This window comes from Burkholderia semiarida, from assembly GCF_029268935.1.
GTDB classification, from domain to species: Bacteria; Pseudomonadota; Gammaproteobacteria; order Burkholderiales; family Burkholderiaceae; genus Burkholderia; species Burkholderia semiarida.
Window position 1 is genome coordinate 147,033 of sequence record NZ_JAHLCL010000007.1, and the last position, 18,247, is coordinate 165,279.

General features: G+C 68.6%; 16 protein-coding genes. 11 read left to right on the forward strand and 5 right to left on the reverse strand.

Annotated elements, in window-relative coordinates; all coding sequences use genetic code 11:
* Positions 1 to 35 precede the first annotated feature (35 nt).
* Together recJ and KPB06_RS13605 are read right to left on the reverse strand one after the other, a co-directional pair.
* Entirely contained in the window at positions 36 to 1,733 is a 1,698-nt protein-coding gene (recJ, locus tag KPB06_RS13600; protein WP_104012026.1) for a single-stranded-DNA-specific exonuclease RecJ, read from the reverse strand.
* 13 nt (positions 1,734 to 1,746) lie between these two features.
* The gene (locus KPB06_RS13605; RefSeq protein WP_275906101.1) at positions 1,747 to 2,823 is read right to left on the reverse strand and encodes a regulator; all 1,077 of its coding nucleotides are present in this window, start codon (positions 2,821 to 2,823) and stop codon (positions 1,747 to 1,749) included.
* Positions 2,824 to 2,981: 158 nt separating this feature from the next.
* Here KPB06_RS13605 and KPB06_RS13610 point away from each other — a divergent pair, with 158 nt between their 5' ends.
* The 9 genes from KPB06_RS13610 (at position 2,982) to ftsB (ending at position 14,015) form a co-directional block, all read left to right on the forward strand.
* Positions 2,982 to 4,235, forward strand: a complete 1,254-nt coding sequence (locus KPB06_RS13610; RefSeq protein WP_275906102.1) for a lipoprotein-releasing ABC transporter permease subunit — start codon at positions 2,982 to 2,984, stop codon at positions 4,233 to 4,235.
* Positions 4,236 to 4,293: 58 nt separating this feature from the next.
* Positions 4,294 to 4,989, forward strand: a complete 696-nt coding sequence (lolD, locus tag KPB06_RS13615) for a lipoprotein-releasing ABC transporter ATP-binding protein LolD (protein ID WP_059583336.1) — start codon at positions 4,294 to 4,296, stop codon at positions 4,987 to 4,989.
* 65 nt (positions 4,990 to 5,054) lie between these two features.
* Positions 5,055 to 5,843: a TatD family hydrolase gene (locus tag KPB06_RS13620; protein WP_059583338.1), complete on the forward strand. Its 789-nt coding sequence runs from the start codon at positions 5,055 to 5,057 to the stop codon at positions 5,841 to 5,843.
* 57 nt (positions 5,844 to 5,900) lie between these two features.
* Entirely contained in the window at positions 5,901 to 8,408 is a 2,508-nt protein-coding gene (locus KPB06_RS13625; protein ID WP_059583339.1) for a DNA internalization-related competence protein ComEC/Rec2, read from the forward strand.
* 163 nt (positions 8,409 to 8,571) lie between these two features.
* Positions 8,572 to 9,429 carry an alpha/beta fold hydrolase gene (locus KPB06_RS13630; RefSeq protein ID WP_059583341.1) on the forward strand — a complete coding sequence of 286 codons (858 nt, stop codon included), beginning with the start codon at positions 8,572 to 8,574 and terminating at the stop codon, positions 9,427 to 9,429.
* Between the two features lie 179 nt (positions 9,430 to 9,608).
* A complete protein-coding gene (locus KPB06_RS13635) occupies positions 9,609 to 11,267 on the forward strand; it encodes a CTP synthase (RefSeq protein WP_059583343.1) in 1,659 nt (552 codons plus the stop codon).
* Positions 11,264 to 12,118 (forward strand): 3-deoxy-8-phosphooctulonate synthase, encoded by an 855-nt coding sequence (kdsA, locus tag KPB06_RS13640; protein WP_059583346.1) that lies wholly within the window; start codon positions 11,264 to 11,266, stop codon positions 12,116 to 12,118. Before KPB06_RS13635 ends, kdsA begins: the two co-directional genes overlap by 4 nt.
* A gap of 106 nt (positions 12,119 to 12,224) precedes the next feature.
* Positions 12,225 to 13,508, forward strand: a complete 1,284-nt coding sequence (eno, locus tag KPB06_RS13645; RefSeq protein ID WP_006478406.1) for a phosphopyruvate hydratase — start codon at positions 12,225 to 12,227, stop codon at positions 13,506 to 13,508.
* Positions 13,509 to 13,589: 81 nt separating this feature from the next.
* Entirely contained in the window at positions 13,590 to 14,015 is a 426-nt protein-coding gene (gene ftsB, locus KPB06_RS13650) for a cell division protein FtsB (protein WP_059583348.1), read from the forward strand.
* A gap of 89 nt (positions 14,016 to 14,104) precedes the next feature.
* Here ftsB and KPB06_RS13655 read toward each other — a convergent pair whose 3' ends face one another.
* From KPB06_RS13655 to KPB06_RS13665, 3 genes are all read right to left on the reverse strand, one after another.
* A complete protein-coding gene (locus KPB06_RS13655) occupies positions 14,105 to 14,470 on the reverse strand; it encodes a hypothetical protein (protein ID WP_059583350.1) in 366 nt (121 codons plus the stop codon).
* Between the two features lie 148 nt (positions 14,471 to 14,618).
* Positions 14,619 to 15,569, reverse strand: coding sequence for an Hsp33 family molecular chaperone HslO (hslO, locus tag KPB06_RS13660; RefSeq protein WP_059583351.1), 951 nt, complete (start codon positions 15,567 to 15,569; stop codon positions 14,619 to 14,621).
* Positions 15,570 to 15,594: 25 nt separating this feature from the next.
* Entirely contained in the window at positions 15,595 to 16,119 is a 525-nt protein-coding gene (locus KPB06_RS13665) for a gamma carbonic anhydrase family protein (protein ID WP_034183575.1), read from the reverse strand.
* Between the two features lie 145 nt (positions 16,120 to 16,264).
* On the opposite strand from KPB06_RS13665, the gene KPB06_RS13670 reads away from it, so the two are divergent.
* The gene (locus KPB06_RS13670; protein ID WP_104012027.1) at positions 16,265 to 17,122 is read left to right on the forward strand and encodes a ferritin-like domain-containing protein; all 858 of its coding nucleotides are present in this window, start codon (positions 16,265 to 16,267) and stop codon (positions 17,120 to 17,122) included.
* A 176-nt stretch (positions 17,123 to 17,298) separates the two neighbouring features.
* Entirely contained in the window at positions 17,299 to 18,189 is an 891-nt protein-coding gene (locus KPB06_RS13675) for an alpha/beta fold hydrolase (RefSeq protein ID WP_059583355.1), read from the forward strand.
* The last annotated feature ends 58 nt before the right edge of the window (positions 18,190 to 18,247 follow it).

Consider the following 18,247-nt stretch of genomic DNA (forward strand, 5'->3'; position numbering starts at 1 on the left):
AGCGTGCGGCGGCGCGTCGCGGGACGGTCGCCGGCTCAGCCGGCCGCGTGTTCGACGATCAGCTGCACGCGCGTGACGCCGTTCCACGTATCGGCGACGAGCCGGTACGCGACCAGCGCGCGCGCCGGTAGCGGCTCGGTGTGGTTGAACCAGATCGCGTTGAAGCGCTGGCGGCTGCGCGCGAGCTGCAGCTTCAGGTGCTTTTCCTTCACGAGCGACTGCGACACGACGTCGAATTCGCCCGAGAAAAGCGGGGCCGGAAACCCTTGCCCCCACACGGCTTCGTCCAGCAGGCCGACGAACTGCGGCGTGAAGTACGCATCCTCGAGCTCGCCGTCGGTCTCGATCACGCGGGCCAGCGCGTCGTCGGACAGCCATTCGCGCGCGACGGCCTCGAACGCGGCCGCGAAGCGCGGCACGTTTTCGGTGTCGAGCGTGAGGCCGGCCGCCATCGCATGGCCGCCGAACGCGACGATCAGGTCCGGTTCGCGTTTCGACACGAGGTCGAGCGCGTCGCGCAGGTGGAAGCCGGCGATCGAACGACCGGAACCCTTGACGCGCCGGCCTTCGTCGTCGGCGTGCGCGAACGTGAACGACGGACGGTGGAATTTCTCCTTGAGCCGGCCGGCGACGATGCCGATCACGCCCTGGTGCCACGCGGGATTGAACAGCGTGATCGTGCACGCGTCGGCCGGATCGACGTCGGCGAGATCGGCGAGCGCCTGCTGCTGCATGCCGGCCTCGATCTCGCGGCGTTCGCGGTTCATCACGTCGAGCTGCTGCGCGAGATCCCACGCGCGGCCGATGTCGTCGGTGATCAGGCACTCGATGCCGAGCGACATGTCGGACAGCCGGCCGGCCGCGTTCAGGCGCGGACCGAGGCCGAAGCCGAGATCGAACCCCGACGCGGTGCGCGCTTCGCGCGCGGCGGCGCGGAACAGCGCGGCGACGCCTGGCTGCATGCGGCCGTTGCGGATGCGCTGCAGGCCCTGCGCCACGAGCACGCGGTTGTTGCCGTCGAGCCGCACGACGTCGGCGACGGTGCCGAGCGCGACGAGGTCGAGCAGGCCGTCGAGACGCGGCTCGGCTTCCTTGCTCGCGAACGCGCCGCGGCGGCGCAGCTCGGCGCGCAGCGCGAGCAGCACGTAGAACATCACGCCGACGCCGGCGAGATGCTTGCTCGGGAACGCGCAGCCGGGCTGGTTCGGGTTGACGATCGCGCGCGCGGCGGGCAGCGCGTCGCCGGGCAGGTGGTGGTCGGTCACGAGCACGTCGATGCCGCGCGCGTTCGCGGCTTCGACGCCGGCGACGCTCGCGATCCCGTTGTCAACGGTGATCAGCAGGTCGGGCTTGCACGCGGCCGCGAGTTCGACGATCTCCGGCGTGAGGCCGTAGCCGTATTCGAAGCGGTTCGGCACCAGGTAGTCGATCTGCGCGCCGAACATGCGCAGGCCGCGCACCGCGACCGCGCAGGCGGTCGCGCCGTCGCAGTCGTAGTCGGCGACGACGAGCAGGCGCCGCTTGTCGGCAATCGCGTCGGCGAGCAGCGACGCCGCATCGGCGCAGCCTTTCAGCTCGGTGGGCGGAACGAGGCGCGCGAGCGCGGTCTCGATGTCGGCGGGCGACTGCACGCCGCGCGACGCGTACAGGCGCGCGAGGACGGGGTGCAGGCCGTGGCGCGCGAGTACTTCGGCGTCGGCGGGCGCGACGGGGCGGGTAACGATCCGGGTCATACGGGGTGGCTGGTTATTCGAACAGGGAGGCGAGCGCGCGGCGGCGCCAGAACTTGCGCAGGTCGCCGCGCGTCGCGTGCAGCGTCACGGAGCTCGTGTCGCCGCACAGCGTGAAATCGACGCTCGCCAGCTCGCCGTTGTGCAGCGCGGCGAGCGCCGGCGCGAACCAGTCGCGCTCGAGCGCGGCGAGGCCGTCGTGCCACCGCGCCCAGTCCTGCTCGATGAACGGGGTGGTCAGCGCCGGCAGATCGACGAGCGTCGCGCCGTCGGCGGCGGGCAGCGCGCCGAACGTCGCGGGCGGGCTGCCGGCTTCGGTTTGCGCGGCGCGCGCGAGGCCGAGCGCGGCGGGCGACGCGGACAGCACGCGCGCGAATGGCTTGCCGACCGGCTTCAGCGTACCCTGCGCATGGAACCAGATCGAATTGACGGCCGGCAGGCCGCGCGCCTCGCGGGCTTCGTTGACCGGATGCTGGAACCACGCCATCTGCACTTCGTTCTGCAGTTTCATCCACATCCGCGAGCGCTCGCCCGTATGGGCCTCGTGCGGCAGCCAGATCTCGATGTTGCGGCCGCTGGCGCGCAGTGGCGCGGCGCCGGCGAGGCGCGCGAGCTGGTCGCTCGACAGGTACCAGCGCGCCGGGTTCGGCGCTTCGAGCCGCACGCCGAGCTCCTCGATCAGCGGCCGCGCGACCGCGAGCAGCGCGGCCGCGTCGCCGTCGTCGAGCGCGAGGGCGGCCGGATCGACGAGCACCAGGTGATCGTGCGCGATTTCGACGTGCACGGGCTCGACGCATGCCCACGCGTGCGTGCCGGGGTCGCCGCCGTCGGCCAGCAGCATGTAGGGCGCGAGCGGCGCCTCGTCCGCGGCGTTGCCCTGCGTGGCGCCGAACCGGCTTGCCAGCCAGCGCTCGTGCGGCAGCGTGCGCTGGAAGTCCTCGCCGGCCACGCGCTCGACGAGGCTTGCGCGGGCGAGCAACTTTTGAAGCGCGGGGCTGTCCAGCGTGTGCAGGGACGAGGCCGCATCGGCCGCCGACGGCAGCGCGAACGGAACGAGAAAATGGAGGCGTCGGTCGTGCATGATGGTGCGCATTGTATGGCAAACTGCGCGCGTGATCGGGCCGGCTGACGGCCCGTTCGCGTCCGGCGGCCGTTTTTCGACCGTGCCGGGGGCCGGCCGCTACCGGCCACGACCCGGCGGCGGTCCGGCCGCCGCGCACCTGTCCGCCGTAACCAGCAGAAAGGATTCGCTTGAAACTTCCGTACGAATGGCAGATCGGCTGGCGCTACACGCGCGCCGGCAAACGCACGACCGGCAACGGCTTCATTTCCTTCATCGCGCTCGTATCGATGCTCGGGATCGCGCTCGGCGTCGCGGCGCTGATCGTCGTGCTGTCGGTGATGAACGGCTTCCAGAAGGAGGTGCGCGACCGCATGCTGTCGGTGCTCGCGCACGTCGAGGTGTTCTCGCCGACGGGCTCGATGCCCGACTGGCAACTGACCGCGCAGGAAGCGCGCCGCAATCCGTCGGTGATCGGCGCCGCGCCGTACGTCGACGCGCAGGCGTTGCTCGCGCGCCAGGATGCGGTGAGCGGGGTGATGCTGCGCGGCGTCGAGCCGTCGCTCGAGCCGCAGGTGTCGGACATCGGCAAGGACATGAAGGCGGGGCAGCTGGCCGCGCTCGTGCCCGGCCAGTTCGGCATCGTGCTCGGCGACGCGCTCGCCGGCAACCTCGGCGTGACGGTCGGCGACAAGATCACGCTGGTCGCGCCCGAAGGCTCGATCACGCCGGCCGGCATGATGCCGCGGCTCAAGCAGTTCACGGTCGTCGGCGTGTTCGAGTCCGGCCACTACGAATACGACAGCACGCTCGCGATGATCAACATCCGCGACGCCGAGGCGCTGTTCCGGATGAGCGCGCCGACCGGCGTGCGGCTGCGGCTCACCGACATGCAGAAGGCGCCGCAGGTCGCGCTCGAGCTGTCGCATACGCTGTCGGGCAGCCTGTACATCCGCGACTGGACGCAGCAGAACAAGACGTGGTTCTCGGCCGTGCAGATCGAGAAGCGGATGATGTTCATCATCCTCACGCTGATCATCGCGGTGGCCGCGTTCAACCTCGTGTCGTCGCTCGTGATGACGGTGACCAACAAGCAGGCGGACATCGCGATCCTGCGCACGCTCGGCGCGCAGCCGGGGTCGATCATGAAGATCTTCGTCGTGCAGGGCGTGACGATCGGCTTCGTCGGCACCGCGTCCGGCGTCGCGCTCGGCTGCCTGATCGCGTGGAGCATCCCGTGGCTGATTCCGATGATCGAGCACCTGTTCGGCGTGCAGTTCCTGCCGCCGTCGGTGTACTTCATCAGCGAGCTGCCGTCCGAACTCGTCGCGAGCGACGTGATCCGGATCGGGCTGATCGCGTTCGCGCTGTCGGCCGTCGCGACGCTTTATCCAAGCTGGCGCGGCGCGAAGGTGAAGCCGGCGGAGGCGCTCCGCTATGAATGACCGCGCGGCCGCATTCGCGGATTCACGACAACAACACAACGGACAGGATTCGGCAGGTATGCAGGAATACGTGCTTCAGGCGCGCGGGATCACGAAGGCGTTCGTGCAGGGCGGCTTCAACGTGCAGGTGCTCAACAACACCGAGCTGACGGTGCGGCGCGGCGAGAAGCTCGCGGTCGTCGGGGCGTCGGGCTCCGGCAAGAGCACGCTGCTGCACGTGCTGGGCGGGCTCGACGAGCCGAGCGCCGGCGAAGTGTCGCTGCTCGGCAAGCCGTTTACGCAGCTCGCGGAGCGCGAGCGCAACGAGTTGCGCAACCGCGCGCTTGGCTTCGTCTACCAGTTCCATCACCTGCTGCCCGAGTTCACGGCGCTCGACAACGTCGCGATGCCGCTGCGCATCCGCCGGATGACGACCGAGGACGCACGCGGGCAGGCACAGGCGATGCTCGAACGCGTCGGTCTCGGCCCGCGTGCGAAGCACCGGCCGGGCGAATTGTCGGGCGGCGAACGGCAGCGCGTCGCGATCGCGCGTGCGTTGGTCACGAAGCCCGCGTGCGTGCTCGCCGACGAGCCGACCGGCAACCTCGACGGCACGACGGCCGACACGGTGTTCAACCTGATGCTCGAACTGTCCGAGACGCTCGAAACGAGTTTCGTGATCGTCACGCACGACCCCGATCTCGCCGCGCGCTGCGACCGCATCATGCGGCTGCGCGACGGCGTGTTGCACGAGGAGCCGGCGCTGCCGGTGTAAAAAAGCCACGCCATTGGCCGTGCCGGGTTCGCCCCGGCACGATACAACGGTGCAGGACCGCTGCCATGTGGATCGACACGCATTGCCATCTCGATGCCGCCGAATTCGACGCCGACCGCGACGCGGTCGCGCACGCCGCGCGCGCGGCCGGCGTGTCGCGCATCGTGATCCCGAGCATCGGGCGCGACAACTTCACGACGGTGCGCGAACTCGCGCAGCGCACGCCCGGCGCGGCGTATGCGCTCGGCATCCATCCGATGTATACGCCGCAGGCGCGCGACGCCGATCTCGACCGGCTGCGCATGGAGATCGAGGCGAGTCTCGACGATCCGCGTTTCGTCGCGATCGGCGAAATCGGGCTCGACTATTTCGTGCCGGGTCTCGATGAAGAGCGCCAACAGTTCTTCTACCAGGGCCAGCTCAGGCTCGCGCGGGAACTCGACTTGCCCGTGCTGTGTCACGTGCGCAAGTCGCAGGACCGCGTGCTGGCCGGGCTGCGCCGTTTCGGCGTGCGGCGCGGCATCGCGCATGCGTTCAACGGCAGTTTCCAGCAGGCCGAAGCGTATCTGGCGCAAGGCCTGCATCTCGGCTTCGGCGGCAACGTGACCTTCACGCGCGCGCGGCAGATCCGCCGGCTCGCCACCGAGTTGCCGCTCGACGCGCTCGTCGTCGAAACCGACGCGCCCGACATCGCGCCCGAATGGGCATACAAATCCCGCAACACACCCGACCAGGTGCCGCGCATCGGCGGCGTGCTCGCCGAATTGCGCGGGCTCGATACTGGCGAACTGGCCGTATGCACTTCGGCTAACGCGCTCGCCGCGCTGCCGCGACTCGCACTTTCGTCCGCATAATCGTTGCCGGAAGGCGCCGCCCGGGCAGGGCTGGCGCCGGGTCGACGAGGAGGCGGAATGCGCGTGTGGTGGATCGCGTTCGCGCTCGGCGTCGTCGTGCTGCAGCGGCAGGCGGCGTTGCCGGGGGCGATCGCATGGACGGTCGGAGCAGCCGTGCTCGCGGGCTGCGCGGCGCTGGGCGCGTGGTGCATGCGTCGACGGCGCACGCGTGCGGTCGTGGCATGCGGCTGGATGCTGTGTGTGTTCGCGGCCTGCGTCGCGGGGTTCGGCTATGCGGCCGCGCGGGCCGAGTGGCGGCTCGGCGACAGCCTCCCGCCGGAGTGGGAAGGGCGCGACATCGTCGTCACGGGTGTGATCCGCGGATTGCCGGTCGTCGACGAGACGGGGGCGCGGCTGCTGTTCGCGGTCGAATCGAACGATGCGGGGCTCGCCCGTTTTCCGCCATTGATCCGCTTGTCGTGGCGCGCATACGGCGCACCCGCGACACGCGATGCGCTTCCCGATTTGCGGGCGGCCCAGCGCTGGCGTTTCGTCGTGCGTCTCAAGCGTCCGCATGCCGAGGCCAATCCCGGCGTGCGCGACAGCGAGGCGGCGTGGCTCGCGGCGGGCATTCGCGCGATCGGCTATGTCAGTGCGCCGCGTCGGGCCGTATTGCTCGATGCGCGCGCGGCGGGATGGCGTGCATCGATCGACCGGGTGCGCGACGCGCTGCGGGCACGCATCGGCGAGGTGCTCGGCACCGATGCGGCGCACCGCGGCATCGTCGCCGCGCTGGCGATCGGCGACCAGTCGGGCATCGGCGACGACGACTGGCGCGTGCTGCGCAATACGGGCACGAGCCATCTGGTCGCGATTTCGGGTCTCCATGTCGGGCTGGTCGGCGCGATCGCCGGCTGGCTCGTGTCGATGGTCTGGCGCCGCATGCGCTGGCGCGCGCGGGCCGCGACGCTCGTGTTGCCGGCGCCGTACGCGGCCGCGCTTGCCGCGCTGGTCGCTGCTGCGGGCTACGCCGCGCTCGCCGGCTTCAACGTGCCGGCACAGCGCGCGTGGTGGATGATCGCGGGCGGCGGCGTCGCGTATCTGGCCGGCCGCAGTGTGCCGACCTCCGCGGTGCTGTGCGCGGCGCTCGGCGGCGTGCTGCTCGCCGATCCGTGGGCCGTGCTGTCGGCCGGATTCTGGCTGTCGTTCGGCGCGGTCGCCGTGATCCTGCAGGCCGTCGCCGGCTGGCGCGCGGTGCGCGAACTCGATGAGAACGACGGGATCGACGAGAACGACGAAACGGGCGCGGAAAGCCGCACGGCCGGCTTGCGGAGGCGATTGCGCGGGTGGGCGACGCGCTGCCGGCGCCGCATCGCCGAGGCCACGCGCGTGCAGTACGCGGTGACGATCGGTCTCGCGCCGCTCACCGCCGCATGGTTCGCTCAGGTTTCCCTGTCGGGCCCGTTCGGCAATGCGTTCGCGATTCCGTGGGTCAGCTCGGTCGTCACGCCCGTCGTGCTGGCCGGCATCGCGTTGCCGGCGCCGTTCGATGCCGGTGCGTTCATGCTCGCCCATACGGCGCTCGCACCGATGATGACGCTGCTCGGGCACTTGGCCGACTGGCCGGCCGGCGTGCTGTGGCTGCGCATGCCCGAGTGGCCGGTACTGGCGCTGGCATGCGTGGGCGTCGCCTGGGCGCTGATGCCGCGCGGCTGGCCGTTGCGCTGGGCGGCGCCGCTCACGTGGCTGCCGCTCGTCGCGCCGGCGCCCGACGCGCCGCCGGCGGGCGGCTTCCGGCTGACCGTGCTCGACGTCGGGCAGGGCGCGGCGGTGCTGGTCGAAACCGCGCGGCGGACCTTGCTGTTCGATGCGGGGCCCGGCGCGGAATCGACGCATGCCGGTACGCGGATCGTCGCGCCGGCGTTGCGGGCGCGCGGCATCGCGGCGATCGATTCGCTCGTGCTCAGTCATGCGGATGCCGATCATGCAGGCGGTGCTTCGGCCGTCTATGCGGCGACCGACGTGCGCCAGCTGCTGGCCGGCATTGCGCCGCGGCACCGGTTGTGGCGCGAGGCGCAGGCGGCCGGCGTGGCCGATCGGCTGCCTTGCGCGGCCGGGCAGCGCTGGACCTGGGACGGTGTCGTCTTTACGATGCTGTGGCCGCCGGACGGGGTGGGCACGGGTTCGTCGAACGGGCAATCGTGCGTGCTGCGCATCGACGCGGGCGGCACGTCGGCCCTGTTGACGGGCGACATCGAGGCGGCCGCCGAGCGCCGGCTGGTGGCCGATGCGCGCGATGCGCTGCCCGCGCAGATCCTGGTCGTTCCGCATCACGGCAGCCGCACGTCGTCGGTCGAGCCTTTCCTCGATTCGGTCGGGCCGCGCGTCGCGGTATTTCCTGTAGGCTATCGCAATCGTTTCGGGCATCCGCACCGGACCGTGCTCGCCCGCTACGAGGCGCGCGGGATTCCGCTGCCGCGCACCGATCGCGACGGCGCCGTGCGGTTCGACGTCGCGCCGGCCGGCGGCGGGTTCGCATTCGCGCGCTATCGCGACGAACGGCGCCGGTACTGGATGGACCGGTAAGCGTGGCGACGGCCGGCGTGCCGTGCCGAAGCCCGGTTCCGACAGAAATATGACGCATGGGAATGGCACAAGCGCTGACGCACCCCCTCCCGTCGACCGCGAAGCATGGGACGAGAGTAGGCGCTAAAGCGCTAACTCTCGTCGACAAAGGAGACACCGGCATTTGAAGGACATCCTCCACTTCTCGCACGCGAACGGCTTCCCGGCGTCGACGTACCGGACGATCTTCGCCGAACTCGCCGACGACTACGAGCTGCGCTACATCGAACGGATCGGCCACGACCGCCGCTACCCGGTGACGCGCGACTGGCCGCATCTCGTCGAACAACTGCTCGACGATATCGGCAGCCGCTACGAGCGCCCGGTCTGGCTCGTCGGCCATTCGCTCGGCGGCTACCTGTCGCTGATGGCCGCGCTGAAGAAGCCGCAGTGGGTGCGCGGCGTCGTGATGATCGATTCGCCGATCATCGCGGGCTGGCGTGCCGGCGCGTTGCGCGCGAGCCAGTGGGCGGGGCTCGACGAGCGGCTGTCGCCCGCCGCGGCGACGCGCAACCGGCGCACGCGCTGGATGAGCCGCGACGAAGTCTGGCGGCACTTCCGCGAGAAGCCCGCGTTCGCGCGCTGGGACGAACGGATGCTCGCCGACTATATCGACTACGGCATCCCGCAGGCCGGCCCCGACGGCGCACGCGCGCTCGCGTTCGACCGGCAGGTCGAATACCTGATCTACCGGACGCTGCCGCACACGCTCGGCCCGCGGCTCGCGCACGGCGCGCCGGTGCCGCTCGGCTTTCTCGCCGGCACGCGCTCGCGCGAGGTGCGGCAGGTCGGGCTCGACGCGACGCGCCGTGCGACGCGCGGGCGCATCGAATGGCTGGAAGGCAGTCACCTGTTCCCGATGGAGCGGCCGATCGAGACCGCCCGCGCATTGCAGCGGATGCTGAATTCGCTGAAGGCGGAAGAGGGCGGCGTTTCGGGCGGCATTTCGCAGGCCGGCGCGCCGCTCGCGAGGCGCGCCTGACGTTTCGTCCCGTGCGCCGAGCGCCCGCCGGCGCATGCGCGTGGCGCCGACCGGCCGGCCGGTTCGCGCCGGCGCGCACCGCCGCGCGGGGCGGTACGAAAGGGCGCGATCATCGCGTCAATTGCTGAGAAAAGGGCGGGCTTTACGGTATAATCCGTTTTTCCCGCGAGCATCCAGCGATGACCAAATATGTTTTCGTCACCGGCGGCGTAGTTTCTTCCCTCGGCAAGGGTATTGCCGCCGCCTCTCTCGCCGCGATCCTCGAATCGCGCGGTCTGAAAGTCACCCTCCTCAAGCTCGATCCCTACATCAACGTCGACCCCGGCACGATGAGCCCGTTCCAGCACGGCGAAGTGTTCGTGACGGAAGACGGAGCGGAGACCGACCTCGACCTCGGCCACTATGAGCGCTTCATCAGCACGAAGATGCGCAAGGCCAACAACTTCACGACCGGCCAGATCTACGAATCGGTGATCCGCAAGGAGCGCCGCGGCGACTATCTCGGCAAGACCGTGCAGGTCATTCCGCACATCACGAACGAAATCCAGGCGTTCATCGAGCGCGGGGCGGCATCGGCCACCTGCGGCGAGCCGGACGTCGCGATCGTCGAGATCGGCGGCACGGTCGGCGACATCGAGTCGCTGCCGTTCCTCGAGGCCGCACGCCAGATGAGCCTGCGCCTCGGCCGCAACAGCGCGTGCTTCGTGCACCTGACGCTCGTGCCGTACGTCGCGACGGCCGGCGAGCTGAAGACGAAGCCGACCCAGCACAGCGTGCAGAAGCTGCGCGAGATCGGCATCCTGCCGCACGTGCTGCTGTGCCGTGCCGACCGCCGCATTCCCGACGACGAATCGAAGAAGATCTCGATGTTCTCGAACGTGCCGGAAGACGCCGTGATCTCGGTGTGGGACGCCGACAGCATCTACAAGATTCCGCAGATGCTGCACGACCAGGGCCTCGACCGGATCATCTGCGAGGAGCTGAAGCTGTCGCCGAAGGACGCCGACCTGAGCATGTGGTCGACGCTCGTCGAGAAGCTCGAAAACCCGGAGCACGAAGTGACGATCGGCATGGTCGGCAAGTACGTCGACCTGACCGAGTCGTACAAGTCGCTGATCGAGGCGCTGCGCCATGCGTCGATCCACACGTCGACCAAGGTCAACATCGAATACATCGACTCGGAAGAGCTCGAGACGAACGGCGTCGACAGCCTCAAGCATCTCGACGCCGTGCTGGTGCCGGGCGGTTTCGGCCGTCGCGGCACGGAAGGCAAGATCGCCGCGGTTCGCTACGCGCGCGAGTCGAAGGTGCCGTATCTCGGCATCTGTCTCGGCATGCAGCTCGCGGTGATCGAATTCGCGCGCGACGTCGTCGGCCTGAAGCAGGCGAACAGCACGGAATTCGATCCGGACACGCCCGAGCGCGTGGTCGCGCTGATCACCGAATGGTACGACCGCGAAGGCAAGGTCGAGACGCGCACCGAGGAATCCGACCTCGGCGGCACGATGCGTCTGGGTTCGCAGCGCTGCCCGATCAAGCCGGGCACGATGGCCGAGGAAATCTACGGCAAGGACGTGAACGAGCGCCATCGCCACCGTTATGAAGTCAATAACCGCTTCGTGCCCCAGCTCGAAGCCGGCGGCCTTATCATCAGCGCCCGTACCCCGAGCGAGGATCTGCCGGAGATGATGGAGCTGCCGCGTTCGATGCACCCGTGGTTCGTCGGCGTCCAGTTCCACCCGGAATTCACGTCCACGCCGCGTGACGGTCATCCGCTGTTCAAGTCGTTCGTCGAAGCCGCGCTCGCCAACAAGCAAGCGCGCGGAGTGCAAGCATGAAGCTGTGCGATTTCGAGGTCGGTCTCGATCAACCGTTCTTCCTGATCGCGGGTACCTGCGTCGTCGAATCGGAGCAAATGACGATCGACACGGCCGGCCGCCTGAAGGAAATCTGCGAGAAGCTGAACGTTCCGTTCATCTACAAGTCGTCCTACGACAAGGCGAACCGCAGCTCGGGCAAGTCGTTTCGCGGTCTCGGAATGGACGAGGGGCTGCGGATCCTCGGCGAGGTGAAGCGCCAGCTCGGCCTGCCGGTGCTGACCGACGTGCATTCGATCGACGAGATCGAGCAGGTCGCGTCGGTCGTCGACGTGCTGCAGACGCCGGCGTTCCTGTGCCGCCAGACCGATTTCATCCATGCGTGCGCGCGCTCGGGCAAGCCCGTGAACATCAAGAAGGGCCAGTTCCTCGCGCCGCACGACATGAAGAACGTGATCGACAAGGCGCGCGACGCGGCGCGTGAAGCCGGGCTGTCGGAAGACCGCTTCATGGCGTGCGAGCGCGGCGTCTCGTTCGGCTACAACAACCTCGTGTCGGACATGCGTTCGCTCGCGATCATGCGCGAGACGAACGCGCCGGTCGTGTTCGATGCGACCCACTCGGTGCAGTTGCCGGGCGGGCAGGGCACGAGCTCGGGCGGCCAGCGCGAATTCGTGCCGGTGCTCGCCCGTGCGGCGGTCGCGACGGGCGTCGCGGGCCTCTTCATGGAAACGCACCCGAATCCGGCCGAGGCGAAATCGGACGGCCCGAACGCGGTGCCGCTGAACCGGATGAGCGCGCTGCTGGAGACCCTCGTCACGCTCGACCAGGCGGTGAAGCGCAATCCGTTCCTGGAAAACGATTTCAATTAAAGATCGAATGAACCTTGCGACGGCTTCGCGCGTCTGTAGCGAAAGCGGTTCCGGCACGCACGCCGTCGCAGTTTGAAGAATCCATCGTCATTCTCAGAGGAAACCCATGAGTGCAATCGTAGATATCATCGGCCGCGAGATTCTGGATTCGCGCGGCAACCCCACCGTCGAATGCGACGTGCTGCTCGAATCGGGCACGATGGGCCGCGCGGCGGTGCCGTCGGGCGCGTCCACCGGCTCGCGTGAAGCGATCGAGCTGCGCGACGGCGAAGCCGGCCGCTACAACGGCAAGGGCGTGCTGAAGGCGGTCGAGCACATCAACACCGAAATCTCCGAAGCCATCATGGGCCTCGACGCGTCGGAACAGGCGTTCCTCGACAAGACGCTGCTCGAGCTGGACGGCACCGACAACAAGTCGCGCCTCGGCGCGAACGCGATGCTGGCCGTGTCGATGGCCGTCGCGAAGGCCGCCGCCGAAGAGGCCGGCCTGCCGCTGTACCGCTACTTCGGTGGCTCGGGCGCGATGCAACTGCCGGTGCCGATGATGAACATCGTCAACGGCGGCGCGCACGCGAACAACAGCCTGGACATCCAGGAATTCATGATCGTCCCGGTCAGCCAGCCGACGTTCCGTGAAGCGCTGCGTTGCGGCGCCGAAGTGTTCCACGCGCTGAAGAAGATCCTCAGCGACCGCGGCATGAGCACGGCGGTCGGCGACGAAGGCGGTTTCGCGCCGAACTTCGGCAGCAACGACGAGTGCCTGTCGACGATCCTGCAGGCGATCGAGAAGGCCGGCTACCGTGCGGGCGAAGACGTGCTGCTCGCGCTCGACTGCGCGGCATCCGAGTTCTACCACGACGGCAAGTACCAGCTCGCGGGCGAAGGCCTGCAACTGTCGTCGGCCGAATTCACCGACTACCTCGCGACGCTCGCCGACAAGTTCCCGATCGTGTCGATCGAGGACGGCATGCACGAAAGCGACTGGGACGGCTGGAAGCTGCTGACCGACCGCCTCGGCAAGAAGGTGCAGCTCGTTGGCGACGATCTCTTCGTCACGAACACGCGCATCCTGAAGGAAGGCATCGAGAAGGGCATCGCGAACTCGATCCTGATCAAGATCAACCAGATTGGTACGCTGACCGAAACGTTCGCGGCGATCGAAATGGCGAAGCGCGCGGGCTACACGGCCGTGATCTCGCACCGCTCGGGCGAAACCGAAGATTCGACGATCGCGGACATCGCGGTCGGCCTGAATGCCGGCCAGATCAAGACGGGTTCGCTGTCGCGCAGCGACCGTATCTCGAAGTACAACCAGCTGCTGCGCATCGAGGAAGACCTCGGCGACATCGCGAGCTACCCGGGTAAATCGGCTTTCTATAACCTGCGCTAACGCGCTACTATCGGGTTCGTCATCTCGACGCCGCTCTGTGCCTGTGCGCGGAGCGGCGCTTCTTATATCTGCGTCTCTTACATGCGGCTTGTCACTGTCGTCCTGATTGCCTTGCTGGCGCTCATTCAGTACCCCCTATGGTGGGGACACGGCGGCTGGCTGCGGGTGCATGAATTGCGTCAGCAGCTCGACGACCAGCTCCGGAAGAACGCGGACGAGAAGCTGCGCAACGAGCGCACCGCCGGCGAAGTGCAGGATCTGCAGAGCGGCACCGCGGCGATCGAGGAGCGTGCACGCTACGAGATGGGCATGGTCAAGGACGGCGAAGTATTCGTGCAGTTCGTATCGCCGAATGCGCCTGCGGGGCCGACGAACAACACGCCGGCGAATACGTCGACGCGCGGTACCGTCTCGGCGGCGCCCGTGCGGGTCGTGCCGAATCCGCAGTCGATCGCGAAGCCGTCGCGGCATCATGGCGGCGACAAGGGCAAGGCCGCGCATCACTGAGCGCGATACCTCGAACCCATTGAAAAAGCGCGGGAAATGCCGCGCTTTTTTATTTCCTGCCAGTCGTCAATCGATCGGGCGATGCCTGCTCACCACCACCAGCCCGGGTAGCCGTAGCTGATGCCCGAGCCCCAGCGATTGCCCCATCCGCCGCCGTAATATCCGCCGTAGACCGTCACGGGCGGCGGCGAGTAATAAGCCCACGCGCGCGCGGCCGCTTCCGCCGCCATCGCGCTGTTCTGCTCGCGCAGGACTTGCCGATCGATCTCGTCGTAGCGCTTGCGTTCGGCGCTCGACAGCACGGGCGGCTGACCACCCGACGCGCCCGGTTCGGGCAGGCGGCTCAGGATCGTGGAAGTCGGCGGCGGCATCGCGCAGCCGGCAAGCGCGAGCGTGCCGGCGGCCATGCTCGTCAGGACGATGGTGCGGATGGCGCAAAAGGGGCGGCGATTCATGTGTTTCTCCTGCGGTGCGCCGACCGTGGAAAGCGGCTTGTGCCGAAGGCCGAACCTCCGGCGCCTGAGCCGCGCATGCGGCGCTCGTGCGTCATTATGCGCCCGTGCCGCGCCGGTGGCGGGCACGGGCGCTCGGCCCACGCGCGGCTCAGTGACGCTGGTCGGTCGCGGGCGCGATACCGGTTTCGACACCGGGCGCCGCGAACAGTTGCGCGACGTCGACCGGATCGAATTCATAGCGCTGGTTGCAGAATTCGCAGTGGATCTCGACGTGGCCGCGCTCGACGATCACGCTGTCGACTTCTTCACGACCGAGCATGCGCAGCATCGCACCGACCTTCTCGCGCGAACACGAGCACTGGAAGCGCGTGCCGGCCGGTTCGAAGTGCTGGACGTTTTCCTGCCAGAACAGCCGCCGGAACACCACTTCCGGTTCGACCTCCAGCAGTTCCTTCGCGGACAGCGTGCCGCCGAGGGTGCACACGCGTTCCCACGTGTCGATATCGGTTTCGGCGTTGCGCGGCACGATGCCGCCGTCGCCCGGCAGCTTCTGCAGCAGCATGCCGACCGCGCGGTCGCGATCGGCGGCGAGCCACAGCCGCGTGTCGAGCTGTTCCGAGTGGCGCATGTACTGCTCGAGCACTTGCGACACCGATTCGAGCGGGCCGTCGACGCCGTTCAGCGGCACGATGCCCTGATACGGCTGCTGACCCGGCAGCTTGTCGGCCGGGTCGAGCGTGATCACGCAGCGGCCGTGGCCGCTCGCGTTGACGAGCGACGCGAAGCGCGTGTCGTCGCCGATCGTCTGCGCGGCGTCACCCGAGAACTTCGCGGTCGCACGCATCGACAGATCGGACCCGCACTGGACGACCAGCATCTGGACCGGCCCGTCGCCGAAGATCTGCATGATCAGGGTGCCGTGAAATTTCAGGTTCGCGGACAGCAGCGCGCACGCGGCCATCATCTCGCCGAGCACTGTGCGCACGGGGGCAGGGTAGTCGCGGCGGGCGAGCACCTCCTGCCACGTGTTGCGCAGCGAAACGATCTCGCCGCGCACGGGCGCCGCATTGAACATGAATTTCTGTAACTGGTCGCTCACTCTTCTTCCTTGAAATCCGTGCGAATCACCCGATCCGCACGAGTTGCTCCTTGAAATGCGCGCGCCGCTCGACATACGTCTTCGCGTTTGCGCGCAGCCGCGCGATGTCTTCTGCCGACAGCTCGCGCACGACTTTCGCCGGTGCGCCGAGGATCAGCGAGTTGTCCGGGAACGTCTTGCCTTCCGTCACGACCGCGCCGGCACCAACCAGACAGTTGCGGCCGATGACCGCGCCATTCAAGACCACCGCCTGAATCCCGATCAGCGAACCTTCGCCGATCGTGCAGCCGTGCAGCATCGCCTGGTGCCCGATCGTCACGTTCTCGGCGATCGTCAGCGGAAAGCCCGGGTCGGTATGCAAAACGGCGCCTTCCTGGACGTTGCTGCCGGCGCCGACCGCAATCGTCTCGTTGTCGCCGCGAATCGTCGCGCCGAACCATACGCTCGCGTTTTCCTCGAGCACGACCTTGCCGATGATGGCCGCCGTATCGGCGACGAATACGCTTTCGTGGATCGTCGGGGCCGTATCGCCCAGCTTGTAGATCGTCACGGAGTCTCCTTGGTGATCTTCGATGACGGGCGCCGGTAGAATGGCGCGTCCGGTTTGCCCGGCGCCTGGCGCCGCGGAACAAACGCATATTGTAAACCGTCGCGTGCCTGTGCTCCCACGCCGCGTACGCAAGGTGTCCCTGTTTATGAGCATCGCGTCTTCTTCTTTCGGCACGGCGCCCGCCTGCGTGCGCAGCGTGGCGCTCGATGCGCTGCGAGCTGCCGAGCCGGCGGCGAAAGCCGCGCAGGTACGCGCGCTGCACGATGCGCTGCGGGCCGGGCAGGCCGCGATCGTGCCGTTGCTTCAACTGCGCGAACCGGCCGATCTGCCGGGGCGCCCGGCGCGGCCGCCGCTCGTCGAGCCGCGCGAGTTGCAGCGGCGCAGCATGCGATCGCCCGAAGGGCGCGTCGTGCTGCTGCACGCGCTCGCCCATATCGAGTTCAATGCGATCAACCTGGCGCTCGACGCGGTCTGGCGCTTCGCGGGCATGCCCGACGCGTTCTACGCGGACTGGCTGAAGGTCGCGGCCGAGGAGGCCTATCACTTCACGCTGCTGTCCGATCGTCTCGCGGCATTCGGGCATGCATACGGCGATTTTCCCGCGCACAACGGGCTGTGGGAGATGTGCGAGCGGACCAAGGGCGACGTGCTGGCGCGCATGGCGCTCGTGCCGCGCACGCTCGAGGCCCGCGGGCTCGACGCGTCGCCGCCGATCCGCGCGCGGCTCGTGCAGGCGGGCGACGATGCGTCGGCCGCGATTCTCGACGTGATCCTGCGCGACGAAATCGGCCATGTCGCGATCGGCAACCGCTGGTTCCGCCATCTGTGCGACGCAGCCGGGCGCGACCCCGTGCCGACCTATCGGCAGCTCGCCGAGCAGTACCACGCGCCGCGGCTGCGTGGCCCGTTCAATTTCGATGCGCGGCGCGATGCCGGCTTCGAGCAGGCCGAACTCGACGAACTGGCCGCGCAGGACGCGGTGGACGGGCGCCCCGCGCATTAGCCGGATCGCGTTGGCCGCGTCCGGGTGGGCGTGGGCCGGCTCGCGTGTCTCGCCGATGGTGTCTGCCGCCCGGCCCTCGAACGACCTCGCCGCTAGAGCGGCACCTCGATTGCCGGCCGCCGGAACCGGAGCGTCGCCGTTATAATCGAACGACCATTCTTTTTTTGGCGGCTGCGATGAGTGCCTCGAGTTCTGTTTCCGATTTCGTCACGGTGCGCGGCGTCCGGCTGCATGTGCGGCGCTGGGGCCGGCCCGACGCGCCGACGCTGTTCATGCTGCACGGCTGGATGGACGTCGCGGCGTCGTTCCAGTTCGTCGTCGATGCGCTCGCCGGCGACTGGCAGGTGATCGCGCCCGACGCGCGCGGCTTCGGGCTGTCCGACTGGCCGGTCGCGCGACAGGGCGGCGGTCACTACTGGTTCCACGAATACCTGGGCGACCTCGATGCGCTCGTCGACCGCTACGCACCGACCGGAGAGATCAACCTGGTCGGACACAGCATGGGCGCGAACGTCGTGTGCCTGTATGCCGGCGCGCGGCCGGAACGCGTGCGGCGCGTCGTCGACCTCGAAGGTTTCGGGCTCGCGCCGGCGCGAGCCGACCAGGCGCCGCGCCGACTGCGCGGCTGGCTCGACGAACTGCGCGAGCCGCCCGCGCTGCGGCCGTACGCCTCGCTCGACGACGTGGCGGCGCGCCTGATCAAGACCAATCCGCGGCTCGACCCGCGCCGCGCCGCGTTTCTGGCCGCCCACTGGTCGAAACGCGGCGACGACGGCCTCTACCATCTGCTGGCGGACCCGGCGCACAAGATGCCGGGCCCGCTGCTGTACCGGCTCGACGAAGTCATGGCGATCTGGAAGCAGGTGCGTGCGAAGGTGCTGCACGTCGAGGCCGTCAATTCGCCGACGCTTGCGCACCTTGCCGGCGACATCCCGTTGCCCGAATTCAAGGCGCGCTTCAATGCATTCCCCGACTGGCGCGAGAAGCTCGTCGAGGATGCCGGCCACATGGTGCATCACGACCAGCCCGAGCAGATCGCGGCGCTGATCGAGGCGTTCTGCGCATAGGCGCGTGGCGCCGGCGGCAGGGCACGCGGGCGGCGCAATTGCGGCGTTGCAGTAGAAT

Excerpts from the sequence above, each read along its gene's own strand:
- KPB06_RS13635 (WP_059583343.1), top strand. The coding sequence starts at position 9,609 with ATGACCAAATATGTTTTCGTCACCGGCGGCGTAGTTTCTTCCCTCGGC.
- recJ (WP_104012026.1), bottom strand. The coding sequence starts at position 1,733 with ATGACCCGGATCGTTACCCGCCCCGTCGCGCCCGCCGACGCCGAAGTA.
- KPB06_RS13620 (WP_059583338.1), top strand. The coding sequence starts at position 5,055 with ATGTGGATCGACACGCATTGCCATCTCGATGCCGCCGAATTCGACGCC.
- KPB06_RS13605 (WP_275906101.1), bottom strand. The coding sequence starts at position 2,823 with ATGCGCACCATCATGCACGACCGACGCCTCCATTTTCTCGTTCCGTTC.
- KPB06_RS13625 (WP_059583339.1), top strand. The coding sequence starts at position 5,901 with ATGCGCGTGTGGTGGATCGCGTTCGCGCTCGGCGTCGTCGTGCTGCAG.
- lolD (WP_059583336.1), top strand. The coding sequence starts at position 4,294 with ATGCAGGAATACGTGCTTCAGGCGCGCGGGATCACGAAGGCGTTCGTG.
- ftsB (WP_059583348.1), top strand. The coding sequence starts at position 13,590 with ATGCGGCTTGTCACTGTCGTCCTGATTGCCTTGCTGGCGCTCATTCAG.
- kdsA (WP_059583346.1), top strand. The coding sequence starts at position 11,264 with ATGAAGCTGTGCGATTTCGAGGTCGGTCTCGATCAACCGTTCTTCCTG.
- eno (WP_006478406.1), top strand. The coding sequence starts at position 12,225 with ATGAGTGCAATCGTAGATATCATCGGCCGCGAGATTCTGGATTCGCGC.
- KPB06_RS13655 (WP_059583350.1), bottom strand. The coding sequence starts at position 14,470 with ATGAATCGCCGCCCCTTTTGCGCCATCCGCACCATCGTCCTGACGAGC.
- KPB06_RS13670 (WP_104012027.1), top strand. The coding sequence starts at position 16,265 with ATGAGCATCGCGTCTTCTTCTTTCGGCACGGCGCCCGCCTGCGTGCGC.
- KPB06_RS13675 (WP_059583355.1), top strand. The coding sequence starts at position 17,299 with ATGAGTGCCTCGAGTTCTGTTTCCGATTTCGTCACGGTGCGCGGCGTC.